The organism is Streptacidiphilus pinicola (assembly GCF_003258295.1).
Lineage (GTDB): Bacteria > Actinomycetota > Actinomycetes > Streptomycetales > Streptomycetaceae > Streptacidiphilus > Streptacidiphilus pinicola.
This window is the reverse complement of record NZ_QKYN01000074.1, coordinates 17079-34223: the sequence shown is the minus strand read 5'-3', so window position 1 is coordinate 34223 and position 17145 is coordinate 17079. Positions and strand designations below refer to the sequence as shown.

Annotated in this window: 14 protein-coding genes; 9 read left to right on the top strand and 5 right to left on the bottom strand. The window is 73.2% G+C overall.

The window, feature by feature from the left end; translation table 11 throughout:
- The first annotated feature begins 51 nt into the window (after window positions 1-51).
- On the top strand, window positions 52-570 hold the full coding sequence (locus tag DN069_RS19450) for a DinB family protein (RefSeq protein ID WP_111502491.1): 519 nt from the start codon (window positions 52-54) through the stop codon (window positions 568-570).
- 50 nt (window positions 571-620) lie between these two features.
- Here DN069_RS19450 and DN069_RS19445 read toward each other — a convergent pair whose 3' ends face one another.
- Window positions 621-1286 carry a TetR/AcrR family transcriptional regulator gene (locus DN069_RS19445; RefSeq protein ID WP_111502489.1) on the bottom strand — a complete coding sequence of 222 codons (666 nt, stop codon included), beginning with the start codon at window positions 1284-1286 and terminating at the stop codon, window positions 621-623.
- A gap of 49 nt (window positions 1287-1335) precedes the next feature.
- Between DN069_RS19445 and DN069_RS19440 the strand changes: the two genes are divergently transcribed.
- Window positions 1336-2862 carry an FAD-dependent monooxygenase gene (locus DN069_RS19440; protein WP_111502487.1) on the top strand — a complete coding sequence of 509 codons (1527 nt, stop codon included), beginning with the start codon at window positions 1336-1338 and terminating at the stop codon, window positions 2860-2862.
- A gap of 28 nt (window positions 2863-2890) precedes the next feature.
- Here DN069_RS19440 and DN069_RS19435 read toward each other — a convergent pair whose 3' ends face one another.
- On the bottom strand, window positions 2891-3226 hold the full coding sequence (locus DN069_RS19435) for a winged helix-turn-helix domain-containing protein (RefSeq protein ID WP_111502485.1): 336 nt from the start codon (window positions 3224-3226) through the stop codon (window positions 2891-2893).
- An 824-nt stretch (window positions 3227-4050) separates the two neighbouring features.
- Between DN069_RS19435 and DN069_RS40105 the strand changes: the two genes are divergently transcribed.
- Window positions 4051-4197, top strand: coding sequence for a hypothetical protein (locus tag DN069_RS40105; protein ID WP_165845547.1), 147 nt, complete (start codon window positions 4051-4053; stop codon window positions 4195-4197).
- An 11-nt stretch (window positions 4198-4208) separates the two neighbouring features.
- Here the strand turns inward: DN069_RS40105 and DN069_RS19425 are convergent, their stop codons facing one another.
- Window positions 4209-4961 carry a RodZ family helix-turn-helix domain-containing protein gene (locus DN069_RS19425; protein ID WP_133259976.1) on the bottom strand — a complete coding sequence of 251 codons (753 nt, stop codon included), beginning with the start codon at window positions 4959-4961 and terminating at the stop codon, window positions 4209-4211.
- A gap of 206 nt (window positions 4962-5167) precedes the next feature.
- On the opposite strand from DN069_RS19425, the gene DN069_RS19420 reads away from it, so the two are divergent.
- The 3 genes from DN069_RS19420 to DN069_RS19410 are packed head-to-tail and all read left to right on the top strand — an operon-like array spanning window position 5168 to window position 10955.
- Window positions 5168-5659, top strand: coding sequence for a hypothetical protein (locus DN069_RS19420; protein ID WP_111502479.1), 492 nt, complete (start codon window positions 5168-5170; stop codon window positions 5657-5659).
- Window positions 5660-5661: 2 nt separating this feature from the next.
- Complete coding sequence (locus tag DN069_RS19415) at window positions 5662-9978, top strand: P-loop NTPase family protein (protein ID WP_111502477.1); 4317 nt, start codon at window positions 5662-5664, stop codon at window positions 9976-9978.
- Complete coding sequence (locus DN069_RS19410) at window positions 9975-10955, top strand: tetratricopeptide repeat protein (protein ID WP_111502475.1); 981 nt, start codon at window positions 9975-9977, stop codon at window positions 10953-10955. Before DN069_RS19415 ends, DN069_RS19410 begins: the two co-directional genes overlap by 4 nt.
- A gap of 26 nt (window positions 10956-10981) precedes the next feature.
- Here DN069_RS19410 and DN069_RS19405 read toward each other — a convergent pair whose 3' ends face one another.
- Window positions 10982-11350: a hypothetical protein gene (locus tag DN069_RS19405; RefSeq protein ID WP_111502473.1), complete on the bottom strand. Its 369-nt coding sequence runs from the start codon at window positions 11348-11350 to the stop codon at window positions 10982-10984.
- A 189-nt stretch (window positions 11351-11539) separates the two neighbouring features.
- Here DN069_RS19405 and DN069_RS19400 point away from each other — a divergent pair, with 189 nt between their 5' ends.
- The gene (locus DN069_RS19400; RefSeq protein ID WP_111502471.1) at window positions 11540-12610 is read left to right on the top strand and encodes a hypothetical protein; all 1071 of its coding nucleotides are present in this window, start codon (window positions 11540-11542) and stop codon (window positions 12608-12610) included.
- Window positions 12611-12625: 15 nt separating this feature from the next.
- On the opposite strand, the gene DN069_RS19395 is transcribed toward DN069_RS19400, so the two are convergent.
- On the bottom strand, window positions 12626-13687 hold the full coding sequence (locus tag DN069_RS19395) for an LLM class F420-dependent oxidoreductase (protein WP_111502469.1): 1062 nt from the start codon (window positions 13685-13687) through the stop codon (window positions 12626-12628).
- A gap of 241 nt (window positions 13688-13928) precedes the next feature.
- Here DN069_RS19395 and DN069_RS19390 point away from each other — a divergent pair, with 241 nt between their 5' ends.
- Window positions 13929-14912: an aldo/keto reductase gene (locus DN069_RS19390; protein WP_111502467.1), complete on the top strand. Its 984-nt coding sequence runs from the start codon at window positions 13929-13931 to the stop codon at window positions 14910-14912.
- A 93-nt stretch (window positions 14913-15005) separates the two neighbouring features.
- Window positions 15006-17060 (top strand): ATP-binding domain-containing protein, encoded by a 2055-nt coding sequence (locus DN069_RS19385; RefSeq protein WP_111502465.1) that lies wholly within the window; start codon window positions 15006-15008, stop codon window positions 17058-17060.
- Window positions 17061-17145: the final 85 nt, after the last annotated feature.

Sequence of the window (17145 nt, the reverse complement as noted above, 5' to 3'; positions counted from 1 at the left end):
CCAGCCTAAATCAGCCGCGTGCTGTCAGTGCCCGCTGCTACGTTCGCGAGCATGACGACGATGAGGTCGCCCCACACGGGGACCGAGAAGGAGATCCTGCTCCACAGCATGGAGCGCCACCGCGCCGCCATCCGCTGGAAGCTGGAGGGCCTGGACGACGAGCAGCTGCGCACCTCCCCGGTGTCCTCGGGCACCACGCTCCTCGGCCTGGTCAAGCACCTGGGCGCGTGCGAGTACGGCTGGTTCTGCCAGACCTTCGGGGTCGCGACGGAGCCGCTCCCCTTCGACGAGGAGGACGAGGACGCCGACCTGCGCGTCGAGCCCGGCGAGAAGACGGCCGACCTCCTCGCCTTCTACGAGCGGGCCTGCGCGGCGGCCAACGCCGTCATCGAGGCGAGCGACCTGGACGCCACCGGCACCTCATGGGCCGGTGCGCAGGTCTCGATGCGCTGGGTGCTGGTCCACATGATCGAGGAGACCGCGCGCCACGCGGGCCACGTGGACATCCTCCGCGAGCTCCTCGACGGCACCACGGGCGACCACAACCGCGCCCCGGCCGCGGACGCCTAGGCGAGGGACTTCTGGGCCCGGGGCTCCTCGGCGGCTTCGCTGACGCGGGGTCACTCCCCCAGGCCGTGCGCCAGCAGTGCGAAGCCGTGCTGGGCGTCGGCCACCGCGCCCGGGTAGCGGCCGTCGGCCGTCTCCCCGGCCGCCATGCGGTGGGCGTTGTCCTGCGACAGCGCCCACTGGACCGCGACGATCTGGACCGCCCCCAACCGCGCCGTGAGCTCGGGCAGGTCCGCGGTCTCGTGCAGGGCGGCGGCGAGCGCCCGTTCCGCGCCGGATTTGAAGCCCTCCATCCGGGCCACCAGCGAGGGCGCGTCGAGGATCATCCGGGTCAGCCGCAGGACCTGGGGGTGGTCGTTCAGCCCCGTGATCGGGTCCCGCTCGCTCAGCCCCGCAAGGAAGTGCGCGCGCACCGCCGCGAGCGGTGACGCGTCGTTCCCGCGCGCCCTGACGACCCGCGCGAGCTCCGTCTCGTGGTCGGCCAGGCGGTGCACCACCAGGTCTTCCTTGGACGGGAAGTAGGCGAAGAGCGTCCGCTTGGACACCTCCGCCGCCTCGGCCACCTGGGCCACCGAGACCTGGCTGAATCCGTGCTCCAGGAAGAGCCCGATCGCCGCGTCGGAGATCGCCGCGCGGGTCCGCTGCTTCTTCCGCTCCCGCAGTCCCAGCTTGGCTTCGTCCACGTCACTCACCGTAGCAGCACGCTCCCCCCAGGGCATTTCTGCACCAGGTATACTTTTGCCCTGAGGCGATGAATGCGGAGGAGAGGTGACTGCCGTGGTCGACACCGAGGTCGTCGTCGTGGGCGCCGGACCGACCGGGCTGCTGCTGGCCTGCGAACTGGCCCTGGCCGGGGTCGGGACGGTCGTGCTGGAGCAGGCGGAACGACGCGTCGAACAGGTCAAGGGCGGCGGCATCCAGCCCCGCACCGCCGAACTGCTGGAGCTCCGCGGCCTACTGGAGCCCCTGCTCACCCGGGCCACGTCGCGCGAGCCGGTCGGCGGCCACTTCGCCGCGCTTCCGGTCCCCCTGGACTGCACGCCCTGGCACACGCGGCACCCGTACCCGATCGCCGTCCCCCAGTGGGAGATCGAGGAGGTACTGGAGGCCCGCGCAATCGCCCACGGCGCGCAGGTGCGGCGCGGCGCCGCCGTCACCGGGGTCGCCTCGGACGACGACGGTGTCGTGGTGACGGCGACCGACGGGCTCCGGATCCGCGCCCGGTACGCCGTGGCGTGCGACGGCGGGCACAGCACGGTGCGCAAGCTGCTCGGGCTGCCGTTCCCGGGCCGGCCCGGGACGCACGAGGCGGTGCTCGCCGACGTCCGACTCTCGGCCGTCTCACCGCTGGTGCCGCAGCAGTTGGGGCACATGAGCACGCTGACCCGGCAGGCGGGCGGCTACTGGTCCATGCTGGCCCCGCTCGACGAGGACCGCTACCGGCTCACCTTCGGACGGACGGAGTCCGCGCCCCGGCCGGCGGACCAGGACGGCCTCGACCGCGACACACCCGTCACGCACGAGGAGATCGCCGCGGGCCTGCGCGCGGTCTACGGACCGGAGACCGTGCTGGCCGCCGTCGAGAACGCCTCCCGGTTCGGTGACGCCACCCGGCAGTTGGAGCAGTACCGCACCGGCCGCGTGCTCTTCGCCGGCGACGCCGCCCACATCCACCCGCCGTTGGGCGGGCAGGGCCTCAACCTCGGCCTCCAGGACGCCTTCAACCTCGGCTGGAAGCTGGCCGCCACGCTCCAGGGCCGGGCGCCCAAGGGCCTCCTGGACAGCTACCACGCCGAACGCCACCCCGTGGCGGCCGCGGTGCTGCACCACACCTCGGCCCAACGCGTCCTGGCGGACCCCCGCCCGAGCGAGGACGTGGCCGCCCTGCGCGACATCGTCATCGACCTGCTGCGCCTGCCCGACGCCAACCGCCATGTCGCGGGCCTGATGTCCGGCCTCTCGCTGAGCTACCCCCTGCCCGGCGCCCACCCGCTCACCGGCCACCGCGTCCCGGACGTGGACCTGACCACGGACACCGGCCCCACCCGCCTCTCCGCCCTGTTCCGCGCGGGCCACGCCGTCCTGCTCGACCTCTCCGACACCGCCCCGACCGACCTCCCGCTCCCACCCGGCGTCGACCTCGTCCACGCCACCACCGCGGACCACCTGGGCGCCACCACCCTGCTGCTCCGCCCGGACAGCTACGTCGCCTGGGCGGCGGACGGCTCCCCCGTCGACACCGACGCCCTGCACGCGGTGATCGCGAACAGCCTCGCGAGGCCGACGACTCCCTGAGGCTGCCGGCTGTCGTCGGGGCGCCTGGTCAGCCGCCCTCGTCCACGCGGCGGATCAGTTCCTTCAAGTGGGCGATCTCGGCGAGGAAAGCGGTACAGCCCGGCTTGGTGATGCGGACCCAGGTGCGGGCGCGGCGGCCCTCGTAGCCCTTGTCCACGGTGACCAGGCCGGCCTCTTCCAGGACCTGGAGGTGGCGGGAGAGGTTTCCGGCGGTCAGGTCGAGGGCCTGGCGCAGGAAGGTGAACTCCACCTTCGCCGACTCGTGCAGGACCGCGAGGATCCCGAGGCGGGCGCGCTGGTGGACGGTGTCGTCGAGGGCCTGGGTCGGATGGGCCGGCGCGTCCGGGGTCGGGGTGTCGCTCATGCCAACTGCCCCTGCGGGAACCGGGCCCGGTCGCGCAGCAGCCGGACCAGACCGAAGCCGAGACCGCCGAGCAGCAGGGTGAACCCCGCCAGCCAGAGGTTCGGCAGCCGCACCCACTCCGCCGACGGCGTCCAACCGATCCGCGGGGACTGGTTCTCCCTCCCCCTACGGCCTGCTGCCCTCCTCCGAGGTCGTGCAGGTCGACGACCACCAGGGCCTGTGGATCGTCGACGGCCGGGTGAAGAAGGTCGATCTGCGGACCGACGCCGTCCTCGCCGACCTCGGCGCGGCCGCCACGGGCGCGACCTCAGCCGACCCGTACCGCCACGCGGCGAGCCTCCGGGCCCGTACGCGCGTGCCCGCCGTCCAGAGCAGCACCACGCTCGGCGGTCACTGCCCCACGGACTACGACGTGCAGCACATCCAGTCGTTCAGCACGACATGGACGGTGCCGCCGAAGCCGAAGGACTCCACCAGCACGACGACCTACTTCATCTGGAACGGGCTCTCCGGCGGCGCGCTCCAGCCGGTCCTGCAGTCGGGGCAACGGGTCGGCCTCGTACAAGATCGCCAACTGGTACTACGTCGGCGGGAAGTACGCCCACGGCGCCTACCTGAACGTCTCCCCCGGCACGAAACTGACCGGGCGGATCGACTACCTCTCCCACAGCAACGGCACGTACAACTACCACGAGTCCTTCGTCGGCTACCCGGCCGCGAACGTCACGGAGCACCGGACCACTCCCGCCGACGGCGTCATCGAGTGCTTCGAGCCCTACACCGACGGCGTCGCCGCGAAGAACCCCAACGCGCCCTACGTGGCGATGACGAACATCCACCTGACCGAGCAGCCCGGACACACCGCGCCGAAAACCCTCGCCTGGAGCGGCAACAGCTCGTCCGGCAGCACCGCCGTCGTCAGCGACAGCAGCACCAACGGCAGGCTCAACCTCTACTTCAACGGCCGCTGAGCGAGGGAGCGTCAGTTGACGCAGACGAGTCCCAGCACGCAGATGATGGGCTGGTGCGTGGCGCTGCCGGTGGGCGAACTCGCACTGGAACTCGGCTGCGTGCTCGTGCCGGTCGTGCTGGTCGTGGGGCTCGTGTTGGTGCTGGTGGGCACCGAGGTCGGGCTACCGGCGGCGGCGGTCGGCGCCGCGGCCTGAGGGGTGCGCGGCGCGCGCGACGCGGCGGAGCGGACCGAGACCTGACCGGTGCCGGCCTGAGTACCCGCCGGAGTGACGACCTGCGTGCTCGGGGCCGCCGTGGACCGCGTCGGCGCGGCCGACTGCGTGCCGGGGGTGGCCTGCGTGGACGCGGGCGCCGACGGCTGCTGCGTCGGGGTGGCCGTGGTCGGCTCCGGCCTGGGGTTGTTGCCGAGACCGCTCGGGGTGCCGACCGGGTCCACCGTCTGCGGGGCCGCGGCCGCGCTCGCGTGCTTGGCGGCCGCGCTGTCGGGCAGCGCCGCAAGCGTCAGACCTCCGCCGAAGAGGGCGAACACCGTGGCGGTGGCAGCCCTGCGCTTGTGCTTCTTCAGCTGCGCCAGGCGCCGTCGCCGCGCGGCGCGTCCCCCGATGGCCACGGCGACCGGCGCCGACTCGTCGGGTATCGCGTTCGCCGGTGCGACGGTCTCGGCGACGGGGGCCTCGGTCAGGAAGTAGGTGCCACAACCCGGACACGACAGGGCCCCGTTGACGTGCCGACGGCACGAGGCGCAGTAATCCACGAGTGGCATCCAGGGTTCTCGAACGAAATCTTGTCCTGGCCAACCGTAAGCATCTCCAACGGAGAGGGCGTGGGGAGCTCGTGAGGCTCTTGGAAAGATTCCGGGGCTGATTCGTCGGCCGCGGGTGGTCCGGCTCCCGGCCGGGCCGCGCCCCAGCGAAACGGGCCCCCGATCGTCACCGTCCCAGTATCGTGGGCCGGGGGAGGGAGCTGAACATGGACCCGACAGGCCTGGCCGGACTGTCCACCGTCGCTGCGGGCGAGGGGATCAAATTCCTCTACCAGCAGGTCGATGAGCTGCTGCAGCGCCATCGCGCCAAGAAGGACCGCGAGCGCCGGCCGACCCCGCCGATCGTCGCCGAACCGAGCGTGCTGCCCCCGCCCGATCCCGCGATGGTGAAGGTCTGCGAGCCCGCGCTGAGGGAACTGGCGGAAATCCTCCGCAAGCCGGACATCCTGCGCAGCCCGCACGCGCTGGAGGCGGCCGAGGAGCTACGGAGGCTCCTCGCTGCCGTCTACGGGACGCCGATCGCCTTCCGGGACGAGCCGTCGGCGCCGGTGCGGGTCGTCATGACCGTGGACGAGGTGGCCGGTCTCGTGACCGGGGTCCGGACGCGAATCGCCGCCGGACGGTTCGACATCGACATGAAGGTGAAACGGGTCAAAAGGACGGGCACGGTCATCGGCTACGACGATTCCGCGAGTTGACCATGGCCGTCGGATCGTTCGAGGGCGTCATTCGTGAATTCACCGGCGCTGGACATGTGGAGCGCCGCTGGCTGTTGGACGGGGTCACCGCCGCTCTTGCGGACGCGTCGCAGCGGTTCGTGCTCGTCACCGGGGTGCCGGGAACGGGGAAGACGAGCCTGGCAAGCAAACTGATCGACGAGAACGACGACTGGCTGCGGTATTTCGTGGGGCGGGACGACGGCGGCGTGCACGCGCACCCGAACGTCACGGAGTTCCTCAAGTCGATCGGGCACCAATTCGCCAGGCGCTACCCACAGGCCTTCGACGTGCAGCGTCTCGACGTCATCGTCAGGCAGTGGTTCGGCACGGTGGAGCCCGACGCCTCCGTGGTCGCGGCGAAGATCGGCAAGCTGGTCGTCTCACCGTTCGTCAGCACCGCTGCGAAGGTGGTGGAGCAGCGCCTGGTCGTGGAACAGCACGTGGACCAGGTGGCGGGGTCGGTGACCGGCGTCGAGATCGGCTCGATGGAACTCGACCCGGACCTCATGGACGCGGAGACGCTCGCACAGGTGGCGCTGATCGCCCCGGCCCGGATCCTGCTGGAGCGCGACCCGTCGGCCAGGATCGTGATCGTGCTCGACGGACTCGACATCGCGGCCAGGGCGCGTGTTCAGGCCGGCGAGGACGACACCGTCGGCCGCCTGCACGCCTGGCTCGGCGGAGTCAGCCTCCCGCCCAACGTCCAACTGGTCCTGACGTCCCGCCCCGACCCGGCGCTCGACCTGATCCGCACGGTCCAGCGTGAGCGGCTCACCGTGATCACGCTGGACGCCGAGGACGTCCGCACCGCCGCCGACCTGGCCGCGTACGCGGCGAGCGCCATCCCCTCGGAGCGCGTGGAGGCGTCCGGCATGCTGGCCGACGACTTCTACCACCGACTCGCCCGGCACGCGCACGGCAACTTCCAGTACCTGGCCACCTTCGCCCGCGCGCTCGACGACGCGGCCAGGACGACCGGCGAGGCCAGCAGGGAACTCACCGCACGGCTGCTGCGGTTGGACGGCTTCCCCTCGGACCTCCGCGGGATCTACGCCGAGCTGGCCGTCTGGGCGCAGGCGGAGATCGAGCGGCTCGGGGATCAGCAGGTGCGCGGCCCGCGGGGCGCTCCACGGCGGTCGGTCCCGGCGTGGGAGGGCGTGGGGCGACCGATCCTCGGCGTCCTGACGGTCGCCCGGGAGCCGCTGACCATCGATCAGCTCGTCGCGTTCGCCGAGTTGCAGGTGTACGAGCAGTCGGTGACGGACGTGCTCAGCCGGTTGCGGTTCCTGCTGGAGCCGGACCACCTCGCGTTCTTCCACGAGTCGGTGGGAGAGTTCTTCGCGGCCGAGCGCCTCTCGGAACTCCAGTGGCACGACCGGATCGCGGACCACTACTACGGTCAGGCGACCAGCTGGGCGGAGGTCGACTGGGCGCGGGTCGACCGGTACGGCCTGGAACATCTCCCGTACCACGTCGAGCGATCGGGCGACGCCGACGAGCTGGTGAGCATGGTGTGCCCGGCGCTGCTGCGCGCGATCCGGGCCAGGTTCGGCACCGATCAGCGGTTCCTCGAACTCGCCGACCGCGCCGCCGAGCAGGTCGCCCGAAGCGGCGACGTCGACGCCGGCCTGGCCCAGGTCATGTTTCTGGGCGTGGTCCGCAACCTGGGCTCACGGGCGAGCATCGCGCTGCCGCCCCGGGCACTCGGGCTGCTCGCCCGACGCGGCCGGCTCCGCGAGGCGCTCGACCGGGTGACCGCGATGCCGCCGTCGGTCCAGCAGTTCGCCGGTGTGCGGGAGATCCGGGCGACCGCGCCGCCCGGGGAGGACGTGACGGACCTCCTGGTCGAGACGGCGGTGGCCGCGGTCTCCGGGGCCGCCGTCAGGCTCGCCGCGCAGGAGGTCGCCGCGCGCGACCTGGAACGGGCGCTGCGCCTGTGGCGGCACGCCACCAGCCTGGACGGCAGGGACGGGGAAGCACCGGACCCGCTCTACCGCGCCGCCGCGCGGGCCGCAACCGGCATCGAAGCGGCGCGTGCCCTCCTCGACAAGGTTCAGGGAGACAAGATCGACGGCTACGTCGAGCTGGCGGCCCGGGCCACCCCCGAGCAGGCCCGCTCGATCCTGGAGACGGCGCAGGCGGGTCTCGGCGACCTGCCACCGCACCGGCGGCTCGTCTCTCTCGCCCGGCTCGCCGCCGCGTGGCACCCCCACGTACCGGAGCGGGCATCGGCGCTCCTCGCCGAGCTGCGCGCCACGGCGTTCGAAGCCGTCGGTCACAACGAGTTCGAGGGGAACGCCGCCGAGGCGGCCGAACTGATCGCGGACACGGACCGGGAGACGGCACGTCTGCTCCTCTCCCCGCTCGACCTCACCATGATCAACGGCCATACGGACCGGGGCCTGCTGCGCGCGTTCGAGCTGTGGACGCGGTGGGGTGAGCCGGACCGGGCGCGGCCGCTCGCCGACCGGCTGGACTGGTGGGGCGACCGCGGCACCGGAACCACCCGCATGCTGCGGGCCATGAACGCCTACACCGTCGACGTCGTGGAGGAGAGGTACGCGCGGATCCCGCGGGCGAACGAGATCCACGGGTTCATGGAGGCGAACGACCGGGACCGGAGCCTCGCGTCGGTGGCGGAGGACATGGCCGAGTTCGACGCGGCCCGGGCGGCCGAGGTGGCGCGGGAGATCTCCGACGTCACCTGGTCCTCGACGTCGCTGGATCACCCGACCATCAACCCCGACCGCTACACCTCGCTCGCAGAGATCGCGCATCGCTGCCTGGACGACGGGGACATCGCGACGGCGGACCGGCTGCTCGAGGAGATCCTGCGCGAGACCGAGGCGGATCAGTCCCTGGCCGCGCGGAAGGGCTGGTCCTGCTACGCGCCGGAGTCCTTCGCCGACACCCCGAGCCCCCGGGTCAAGCGGATGACCCCCGTCCATCCCATCGGAGAGCCGCGGTCGATCCGGCACTCCGAGATGGAGGGCATCATGCTGGTCTTCAATCTCAGCAACGACTGGGCCGGGCGCGCGCGAAGGCAGTTCTTCCGGGACCCGGCCGACCTGGTGCGCAACGTGTCCTCCGGGCCCTACCGCCTGGCCCGCGTCCTGCGCCTGCTCGCCGAGTCCGAGGTCTCCGGTGACCTGGGGCGCGCCGCCGGCCTGGCGGACTCGATCACGGACCCCGGCGAGCGTGCGATCGCCTTCGCCGGCCTGAACCGGGCGGCTCACGACAACGGCTACTGCCCGCGGGACGACTCCTTCGCGGTGGAGCTCGACGACGCGCTCGCGGACACCGAGGCCTACCGCTGGAGCTTCGACGGTGCGGACACGGACACGAAGGCCTGGGCCTACGAGCGGCCCGACCACCGGATCCGGTTCGAGGTGGGCGTCCGCGCGCTGGGCTGCCGCAGCGAGGACATGGAGGCGCTGGCAGGAAAGGACTTCCTGCTGCGCGCGATGGGCATGTCGATGTTCGCCTGGGGCTCCCGCCAGTGCGTCACCGTGCTGAACGCGGGAGGCACCCCCAACCGGGGGTTCCTGCAGATGCACCAGCAACTGCTCGGCGCGCCCGACGGGGACCCGATCACGGACATCGCGAAGGCCCAGGCCGTCCACCACGAGTACCTCATCCAGGCCGCGACTCCCGGTCACCGCTCCAGGGTGCCCGGCGTCGTGATCAGCGATCCACGGTACGCCGCGGTGGTGGACCTGTTCAGCCCCGCACCCGGGATGCCACTGAGCGCCGCGTTCACGGCACGGATCGACGGGCTGCTGACGGACGGCAAGGTCGAGGCGGCGGCGGCCCTGGTGGCCTTCGCGGCCCAGGCACGGCCGGAGTACGAGGCAGGCCTCCGTCCACTCGCCGCCCGGGTCCGCACCGCGGCCGAGGCCGAGAACACCAGCCCGCAGGACAGGATCGACGCGCTCTCCCATCTGGCGGAGCTGGACGAGGAGATCGATCCCGTCCGGCTGCTGCACGACGCGCGGACCTGCAAGCCCCAGCCGTACCACCTGACGTGGGCGATCGGCGAAGTGCAAGGTCGGTTGTTCCCCGTACTGACGCGGACGCGCCCCGGGGCGGCGCTCCGTCAGTTCTACCAGGCGGTCTCCGACGATTGGGAGTTGGCGATGCGCCTGCTGGAGCATGCCGTCACGGCGGGCACCCCGGGCCTGGTGCCGGCGGAGATCGGCGACGCCATCGGGCGCGGCATCGCGTGCGTCGCACGCGGCGGAACCGTCCCCGAGATCGTCGACGGCGTGGACCTCGAGCTTCTGGCCGAGCTGTCATGACCGACGAGACGACGGCCGGCCTCAGTCGCGACATCCAGGAGGCGTTCCGGCGCAACACCGGCGGCCTATCAGCGGCCTGTGAACAGGCCCGTGACCTGGTCGCCTCGTTCCCCGTGCCCGACCCGGAAGTCCCGGAGCACTGGGCCGAGTTCGCGCTCCTCACCGGGCAACTCCGGGTCCTGCTGGGTTACCTGGCGGAAGCCGGCGTGCCCAGCTCGGCACCTGGGGCGTTCCGGTCCGTCGTGCTGGCGGACCTGAGCTACCTGAACGCAGCAGACACGGGTCTGCCCGGACGTACCCTGGCCGGCTGGATCTGCCGCCGGTGGACCGTGGAACTCGGGGTGGAACACCCGGACCGCATCTCCGCCCACGAACGCTACGCGGCGCTGTGCCTGGCGGTCGGGGCCGGCGACGAGGCGGTCGGACTGCTGAGATCGTTGCACAGGCTGTGCGCGAAGCTGTCCGGACCGCGGTCTCCGGCGGCGCTCAGCGTGGCGGCCGACCTCTGCGGCGCGCTGAGCCGGACCGGCGACCATCAGTCCGCCCTGCGGCTCGGCCAGGACCTCGTCCCGGTCTGCACCGAGGTGCTCGGCGGCGACTCCGACACCGCCCTGCGCGCGGTCAGCGGCCTGGCAGGTGCCCTGCGCGGCTTGGGCGGGCTGCCCGCCGCGTTCGGTGCGTACCGCGAGGTCCACGAGAAGTCCGTCCGTACCCGGGGCCAGGACCACCTCTCGACCCTGCGGGCCGCCGACGACCTGGCGATCGCGGCGCAGGACCTGGAGAACCACGAACTCGCCCTGACGCTGAACCAGGATCTCCTGCAGCGGTACAAGCGTCTGCTCGGCGGGAACGCGACGTCGTCCTTCGACGAGGACAAGCGGATCCGCCGCACTCGCGACCGGCTGAGCTCCAGCTTGCGGGCTCTCGGCCGAGATGACGAGGCCGAGGCCTTGTACGGGCCCCGGCCCGACTTCTGACACGACGTCCGCATGTCACGCTCCGGCTACCCGCCGGGCGCGGCATCCGGGGGAGCCTGGTCCGGGTGGACCTCGAAGCTGACGCGTGCCCCCTCGTGGCTGGCCTTGAGCTCGTCCGAGCGGAAGACCTGGGCCATCCAGGTTGCCAGGAGACGCACACCGTCGACGTCGCCGCTCAGTTTGACCTGAACGGCGCCGGCGCCGACGGGGGCCCGGTCGGGGGGCGCCTGGTCGGGTCGCGGCGACGTGGCGTCGACGTCGTAGATGCGCGTGTGCAGCATCCCAGGGGCTCGGGGAACCTGGCGCTCGGTGGTCGGGTACGTGCCGGCGACAGCGGCTGCGACAGCATGAACCGCCCCCACGTTGCCGGTGAGCGCCATGTGGATTCTGTCCATCCCAAGCTCCTCTCGCCCCCACGGCAAGCCTGCTCGGTCTTCGACCACCGCGCGACCGCTTGTCCGGTGACGGAGAGCGGGATGTTCCCTCGGACGGGGTCTGTCAGGTGGCGGACAACACAGTGGGTCACAGGCTGGTACCAGACGTGCCGCACACGTGTGCGCACGCTTGGTCAGGAGGAATATGCCATGGCCCTCACCACCCAGCAGGAGCTCCCCGATCCCGACCCGGGGGGATTCCCACCGGAGGCGCAGGCACCGGATACCCCCGCGTCCGCGGGCCACCCGGACGGGGGAGACCCGGACGGGGTGTGCGACGAGTGGGCCCGGGCGCTGGTCGCGGAGGCCGTCACGTGCCGGCCGGTGGGAGAGGTGAGTGACCTGCTGGCGTTGCTGCGCACCGATCAGCGGGGAGCGGTGGTGTCGGCGCTGGGTGTGCTGGCCGCGGGCCGCCCGGTGGAAGACCTGGTCGAGCTGGTGGTCGCCTTGCGGTCCACGCAACCCAGCCTGGCCGATGAACTGGTCCGGGCCGTGGTGGTCAGCCGACCGGTCGAGGAGGTGGCCCGGCTGCTCGCCCTGGTGGCGGTGCCCGGAAGCGACGACGCCAAGGTGGCGCTGCGGACCGCAGCCCTGGGGCGACCCGTCTGGGATGTGGCACGGCTCGCGGGAATCCTGCACATGCCTGACCCGCCCGACAGTGCGGCCCCGCTCGAGGACGAAGGGGAACAGGCCCCGACGCCGACGACGGAAGGACCGTCGGCCACCGGGAACGGCGGCAGCAGTCGCGCGGTGCGCCGTGCGTCGCGGCGCCGCGCCGACAGACCGGTCCGTACCGCGCTGGGCTGGCTCGCCGCGGGCGTGCTGCTCCTCGGGGGCGCACTGCACGTACCCGCCGTCAGGACCGGCTGGGGACAGTGGCCCGTGGCCAACACCCTCCTGACGTTGCTGGTCTGCCTGTGCGTCTGCTACGCGATCCTGGTCCTGCGCCGGGGCGACAGCCGCGCGGCCTGGGCAGGCTACGCGGTTGTCGCCGCCCTGATGATCAGCGTGGACGTCGCCAACCGCCAGGCCCAGCTCGCGCTCGGCCCCGACGCCGCCCACTGGCTGGACCGGGTCAGCACGACCGCGCTGGTCACCGGGGCCATCGCGCTTCTGCTGGCCACCGTACGGCTGGTCCTCGGGCCGGCACGCCAGGGCTCCGACGCGAGCCTGCCCGGCGCGAGCGCCCCACCACGGCCCGGGGCCTACGAAGCACTCTGAACCGAGCGCGGGAGCTCAGGCCAGGCCGGCCAGCTCCACCGCCTCCGCCGCCGTACGCAGCGCAGTGATCCGCTCGTCCAGCGAGAACCCGCCCGGGGAGAGGTTGAGCGTGGTCACGCCCGCGTCCGCGTAGGAGCGGAGGCGGTCGGCGATGCGCTCGCGGGTGCCGACGAGGGTGGTGGAGTCGATCAGCTGCTGCGGGACGGCCGCGGCGGCGGCGGCCTTGTCGCCGGAGAGGTAGAGCTTCTGGATCTCCTCCGCGGCCTCCTCGTAGCCCATGCGGCAGGCGATGCGGTTGTAGAAGTTCTGCTCCTTGCTGCCCATGCCGCCCACGTAGAGCGCGGTGTAGTGGCGGAAGATGTCCGCGGCCGCGGCCAGGTCCGCCTCGCCGTCGCTCGCCGCGACCGCGATCGGGACGTTGGGGGCCACGTCGAAGCCCTCCATCGTCCTGCCCGCCTTCTCGCGCCCCGCGCGCACGGATGCGAGGGAGAGCTCGGCCTGCTCCGGGGCGAAGAAGATGCCGAGCCAGCCGTCGGCGATCTCGCCGGTGAGCTCCAGGTTCTTCGGGCCGATCGCGGCGATGTAGAGCGGGATGTGCTCGCGGACCGGGTGGATCGTCAGCTTCAGCGGCTTGCCGGGGCCGCCGGGCAGCGGGAGGGTCCAGTTGGCGCCGTCGTGGGAGACGCGCTCGCGGGCCATGGCCTTGCGGATGATCTCCACGTACTCGCGGGTGCGGGCCAGCGGCTTGTCGAACTTGACGCCGTACCAGCCCTCGGAGACCTGCGGGCCGGAGACGCCGAGGCCGAGGCGGAAGCGGCCGCCGGAGAGGGTGTCCAGGGTGGCGGCGGTCATCGCCGTCATGGTGGGCGTGCGGGCCGGGATCTGGAAGATCGCCGAGCCGACGTCGATGCGCTCGGTCTTGGCCGCCACGTAGGCCAGCACGGTCGCCGCGTCGGAGCCGTAGGCCTCCGCCGCCCAGCAGACCGCGAAGCCGAGGCGGTCCGCCTCCTGCGCGACGGCGATGTTGTCGGCGTCGTTGCCGAGCCCCCAGTAACCGAGGTTGATCCCGAGTCGCACGCTGTTGCCTCCTGACGGGCGGGCTGACGGCACCGGTCGTGGTGCCGCCTGGGCCGACTCTAGTCCGCGGGTCGCCACCCGGCTACTGGCCGGTAGCAAACCCCTCCGACAGGGGGCTCAGGGACACGCCGCCAAGCGGGTGATCGCCGATGCCCCCGGGGGCACGCCGATCCGCGTAGGCTCGCCCCGCATCCACGCATCCCTCTCCCCGCTCGCCTCGACGGAAGGACGGCAGCCACCCGTGCAACAGCGTCATCTGGGCCGCACCGGCCTACGCGTGTCCCGCCTCGGACTGGGCACCATGACCTGGGGCCGGGACGTGGACGAACACGAGGCCGCCGACCAGCTCAAGGCCTTCGTCGACGCGGGCGGCACGCTGATCGACACCGCCGACGTCTACGCCGACGGGGGCGCGGAGTACCTGCTCGGGCAGCTCACCGAGAGCCTGGTCCCGCGCGGCGAGCTGGTCATCGCGACCAAGGCGGGCAGCGTGCCGGACCGCGACCGGCGCTTCGACGGCTCGCGCGGCCACCTGCTCCAGGCGCTCGACGCCTCGCTCAACCGCCTCGGCACCGACTACGTCGACCTGTGGCAGGTGCACGCCTTCGACGAGGACACCCCGATGGAGGAGACCCTCCAGGCCCTCGACCTCGCCGTCTCCAGCGGCCGGGCGCGCTACGCCGGCGTCAGCAACTACTGCGGCTGGCAGCTCGCCAAGGCCGCGACCTGGCAGCACGCGGTCCCCGGCCGCACGGCCCTGGCCGGGACGCAGATGGAGTACTCGCTGCTGCAGCGCGGGATAGAGCGCGAGGTGCTGCCCGCCGCGCTGGACGCCGGCATCGGCGTGCTCGCCTCCTCCCCGCTCGGGCGCGGCGTGCTGACCGGCAAGTACCGCCACGGCACTCCGCCGGACTCCCGCGGCGCCTCCCCCTCCTTCGGCGCGTTCGTCCAGCCCTACCTGGACGAGCGCGGACGCCGCATCGTCGACGCGGTGACCACGGCCGCGGACGGCCTGGCGACCACGCCGATGCAGGTCGCACTGGCCTGGGTGCGGGACCGGCCCGGGGTGACCGCGCCGGTCCTCGGCGCGCGCACGGCCGCGCAGCTGCAGGCCGCGCTGCAGGTCGAGCGGCTGGTGCTGCCCGCGGAGATCCGCGCGGCGCTGGACGACATCTCCGCGCCCGTGCACGTCTACCCCGACCAGCACTGGACGGCGCTGTACTGAGGCATCCCGGGCCTGGTGGCTGCGCGGACGTGTCAGTGGGGACCGATAGCGTTCTCACGTAAGGAACAGTCCTGAGGTGAGGGGTCACCAGCGATGACCGACAGCGCAGCCATGGTCACCGAGCAGCTCGCCGAGGCGATCCGCACGGCGGACGGCCGTGCGCAGGACGTCGATGCGCAGGCGCGCGACGCGCTGGCCGACACGACGGCCGTCCTCAGCGAGGGCGGCGCCCCCGCGCAGCTCGCGGGCGCGGCGGTCGCCGCACTGGGCGAGCGCGCGGCGGAGCTGCTGCGGGAGGACCCCTGGTCCGTGCTCGGCGTGCCCGGCGTCCAGCCCTCCAACGCCGACGCCTTCGCCCGCGGTCTCCTCGGCCCCGACGCCGGGCCGGGCGACGCCCGCCGCGCGAACGCCCTGGTCCAGTGGCTCCTCGAGCGCGCCGCGCTGCACGGCCACACGGCCGTCGAGCTCCCCGACCTCCGCGCGGGCCTCGCCCGCGAGGGCGTGCCGGACCCGGACGACGCCCTGCTGGCCGTCGTCACGGACGGCCACGTGATGACCTTCCAGGAGGAGGGCGACGACGAGGACGAGTCCGAGGACGGCCCGGTGGGCCGCGTCCTCCTCGCCCTCGACCGCCTCGCCCTCGCCGAGGAAAGCCTGGCGGACGGCCTCGTCCGCCTCACCTCGACCTTCCCGGGCCGCGACACGGCGGCGGGCGGCCCGGAGTGGACCCCGGATGGCCGGGGCGGCGCGGACGAGTCGGCCGACGCGGGCGCGGACGGCGGGCCGGACGGGGACCACGGCGCGGAGCGCGGGAGTCTGGCCGGGCCTGGCGTCGGTGGCGCGGCCCAGGACAGCGAGCCCGGCGGGGAGTCCGGGCCGAACGACGGTGGGGCGGGCGGCGAGCCTGCCGGAGACACCGGCTCGGGCACCTCGGCCACCACGGAACTCGGCGCGGGCGGCGGGCCCGAGCGAGCGGCGGTCCAGGGCGGCGAGGACGCCGCGGTGGAGCGCCCCGGTTGGGAGGAGGTCGCTGCAGGCGCGCCCAACTCCTCGGCGGCCGCGCTGGTTCGGGCCGTGGCCGACGCGCCGGTGGTGCTGCACACCGGCGGGGAGACCGCGCGGAGTGAGCCGGTCGCGCTGCTGCGCGCCGCGCGTGAGCTCGGGCTGCGCGCCGCGCTCGTCGCCGCGCACGCCGACAGTGCGCGGCGGCTCGGTGGAGACGCCGTCCCGCTGGGGCAGCTGCTCGCGACCACGGCGCGGGACGCGGACGGCGCGCTCGCGCTCGATCTGCTGATCGTCTGCGACGCGTCCTCCGTCGACGTCGAGCTCGCCGCGACGGTCGTCGAGTCGCTCGGTGACGGCGCGCGGCTGGTGTTCAGCGGGGATCCCGGCGACCTGTGGTCGCCGGGCCCGGGGCGGGTCTTCGCCGATCTGCTGGCGGCCAAGCCCGGGCCGGTCGTGGCCTCGCGACAGCCCGACTTCGGGCCGATCGGCGAGCTGGTCTCCGGCATCGGCATCGGCGAGTTCGAGCCCGTGGCCTCCCCCGACAAGGAGGTCGTGCTGGTCCAGGCCCGGGACGCGGCCGAGGCCGTGCACCGCGCCGTGCAGTTGGTGGGCGACTCGATCCCGCGCGCGCTCGGCATCCCCGCCGAGGAGGTGCGCGTCCTGACGCCGGTCCACCCCGGCCCGGCGGGCACGCGGGCGCTCAACGCCGCGCTGAAGGCCCGGCTGAACCCGGGGCCGGGGCAGTTCGGGGGCTTCGACGCCGGCGACGCGGTCGTCCACGCGCCGACGCCGAGCGCGCTGCGCGAGGGCGTGGTCCGGCGCGCGGTCCCGGAGGGCCTGGAGATCGCGTTCGGCACCGAGACGGCGGTCGTCCCGCGCGAACACATCGGTGAGCTGCGCCATGGCTGGGCGCTGACCGCCCATCAGGCGGCCGGCCGGCGCTGGCCCGGCGTGGTCGTCGTGGCCACCGCGGACGCCGGCCCGGAACTGACCCGCCAGTGGCTCTACACCGCCTGCGGGCGCGCGGAGCGCCACCTCTCCCTGGTGAGCGGCTTGGCTCCGGCCGCACTGCAGCAGAACGTGGCCACCCAGGTGGCCCGCCCCCGCACGACGCGCCTGCGCGCGATCCTGGCCGGGGAGTAGACCGGGGGCCGCGGCCGCCTCGGCGGCCGTGCTGCGGCGGTCCCGCACCGCGCGCACCTCGGGCGTGGGGGCCGAGCCCGAGCTC

Coding starts and splice junctions, on each gene's coding strand:
- DN069_RS19450 (WP_111502491.1), top strand. CDS start 52: ATGACGACGATGAGGTCGCCCCACACGGGGACCGAGAAGGAGATCCTG.
- DN069_RS19445 (WP_111502489.1), bottom strand. CDS start 1,286: ATGCCCTGGGGGGAGCGTGCTGCTACGGTGAGTGACGTGGACGAAGCC.
- DN069_RS19435 (WP_111502485.1), bottom strand. CDS start 3,226: ATGAGCGACACCCCGACCCCGGACGCGCCGGCCCATCCGACCCAGGCC.
- DN069_RS40105 (WP_165845547.1), top strand. CDS start 4,051: ATGACGAACATCCACCTGACCGAGCAGCCCGGACACACCGCGCCGAAA.
- DN069_RS19425 (WP_133259976.1), bottom strand. CDS start 4,961: ATGCCACTCGTGGATTACTGCGCCTCGTGCCGTCGGCACGTCAACGGG.
- DN069_RS19420 (WP_111502479.1), top strand. CDS start 5,168: ATGGACCCGACAGGCCTGGCCGGACTGTCCACCGTCGCTGCGGGCGAG.
- DN069_RS19415 (WP_111502477.1), top strand. CDS start 5,662: ATGGCCGTCGGATCGTTCGAGGGCGTCATTCGTGAATTCACCGGCGCT.
- DN069_RS19410 (WP_111502475.1), top strand. CDS start 9,975: ATGACCGACGAGACGACGGCCGGCCTCAGTCGCGACATCCAGGAGGCG.
- DN069_RS19405 (WP_111502473.1), bottom strand. CDS start 11,350: ATGGACAGAATCCACATGGCGCTCACCGGCAACGTGGGGGCGGTTCAT.
- DN069_RS19400 (WP_111502471.1), top strand. CDS start 11,540: ATGGCCCTCACCACCCAGCAGGAGCTCCCCGATCCCGACCCGGGGGGA.
- DN069_RS19385 (WP_111502465.1), top strand. CDS start 15,006: ATGACCGACAGCGCAGCCATGGTCACCGAGCAGCTCGCCGAGGCGATC.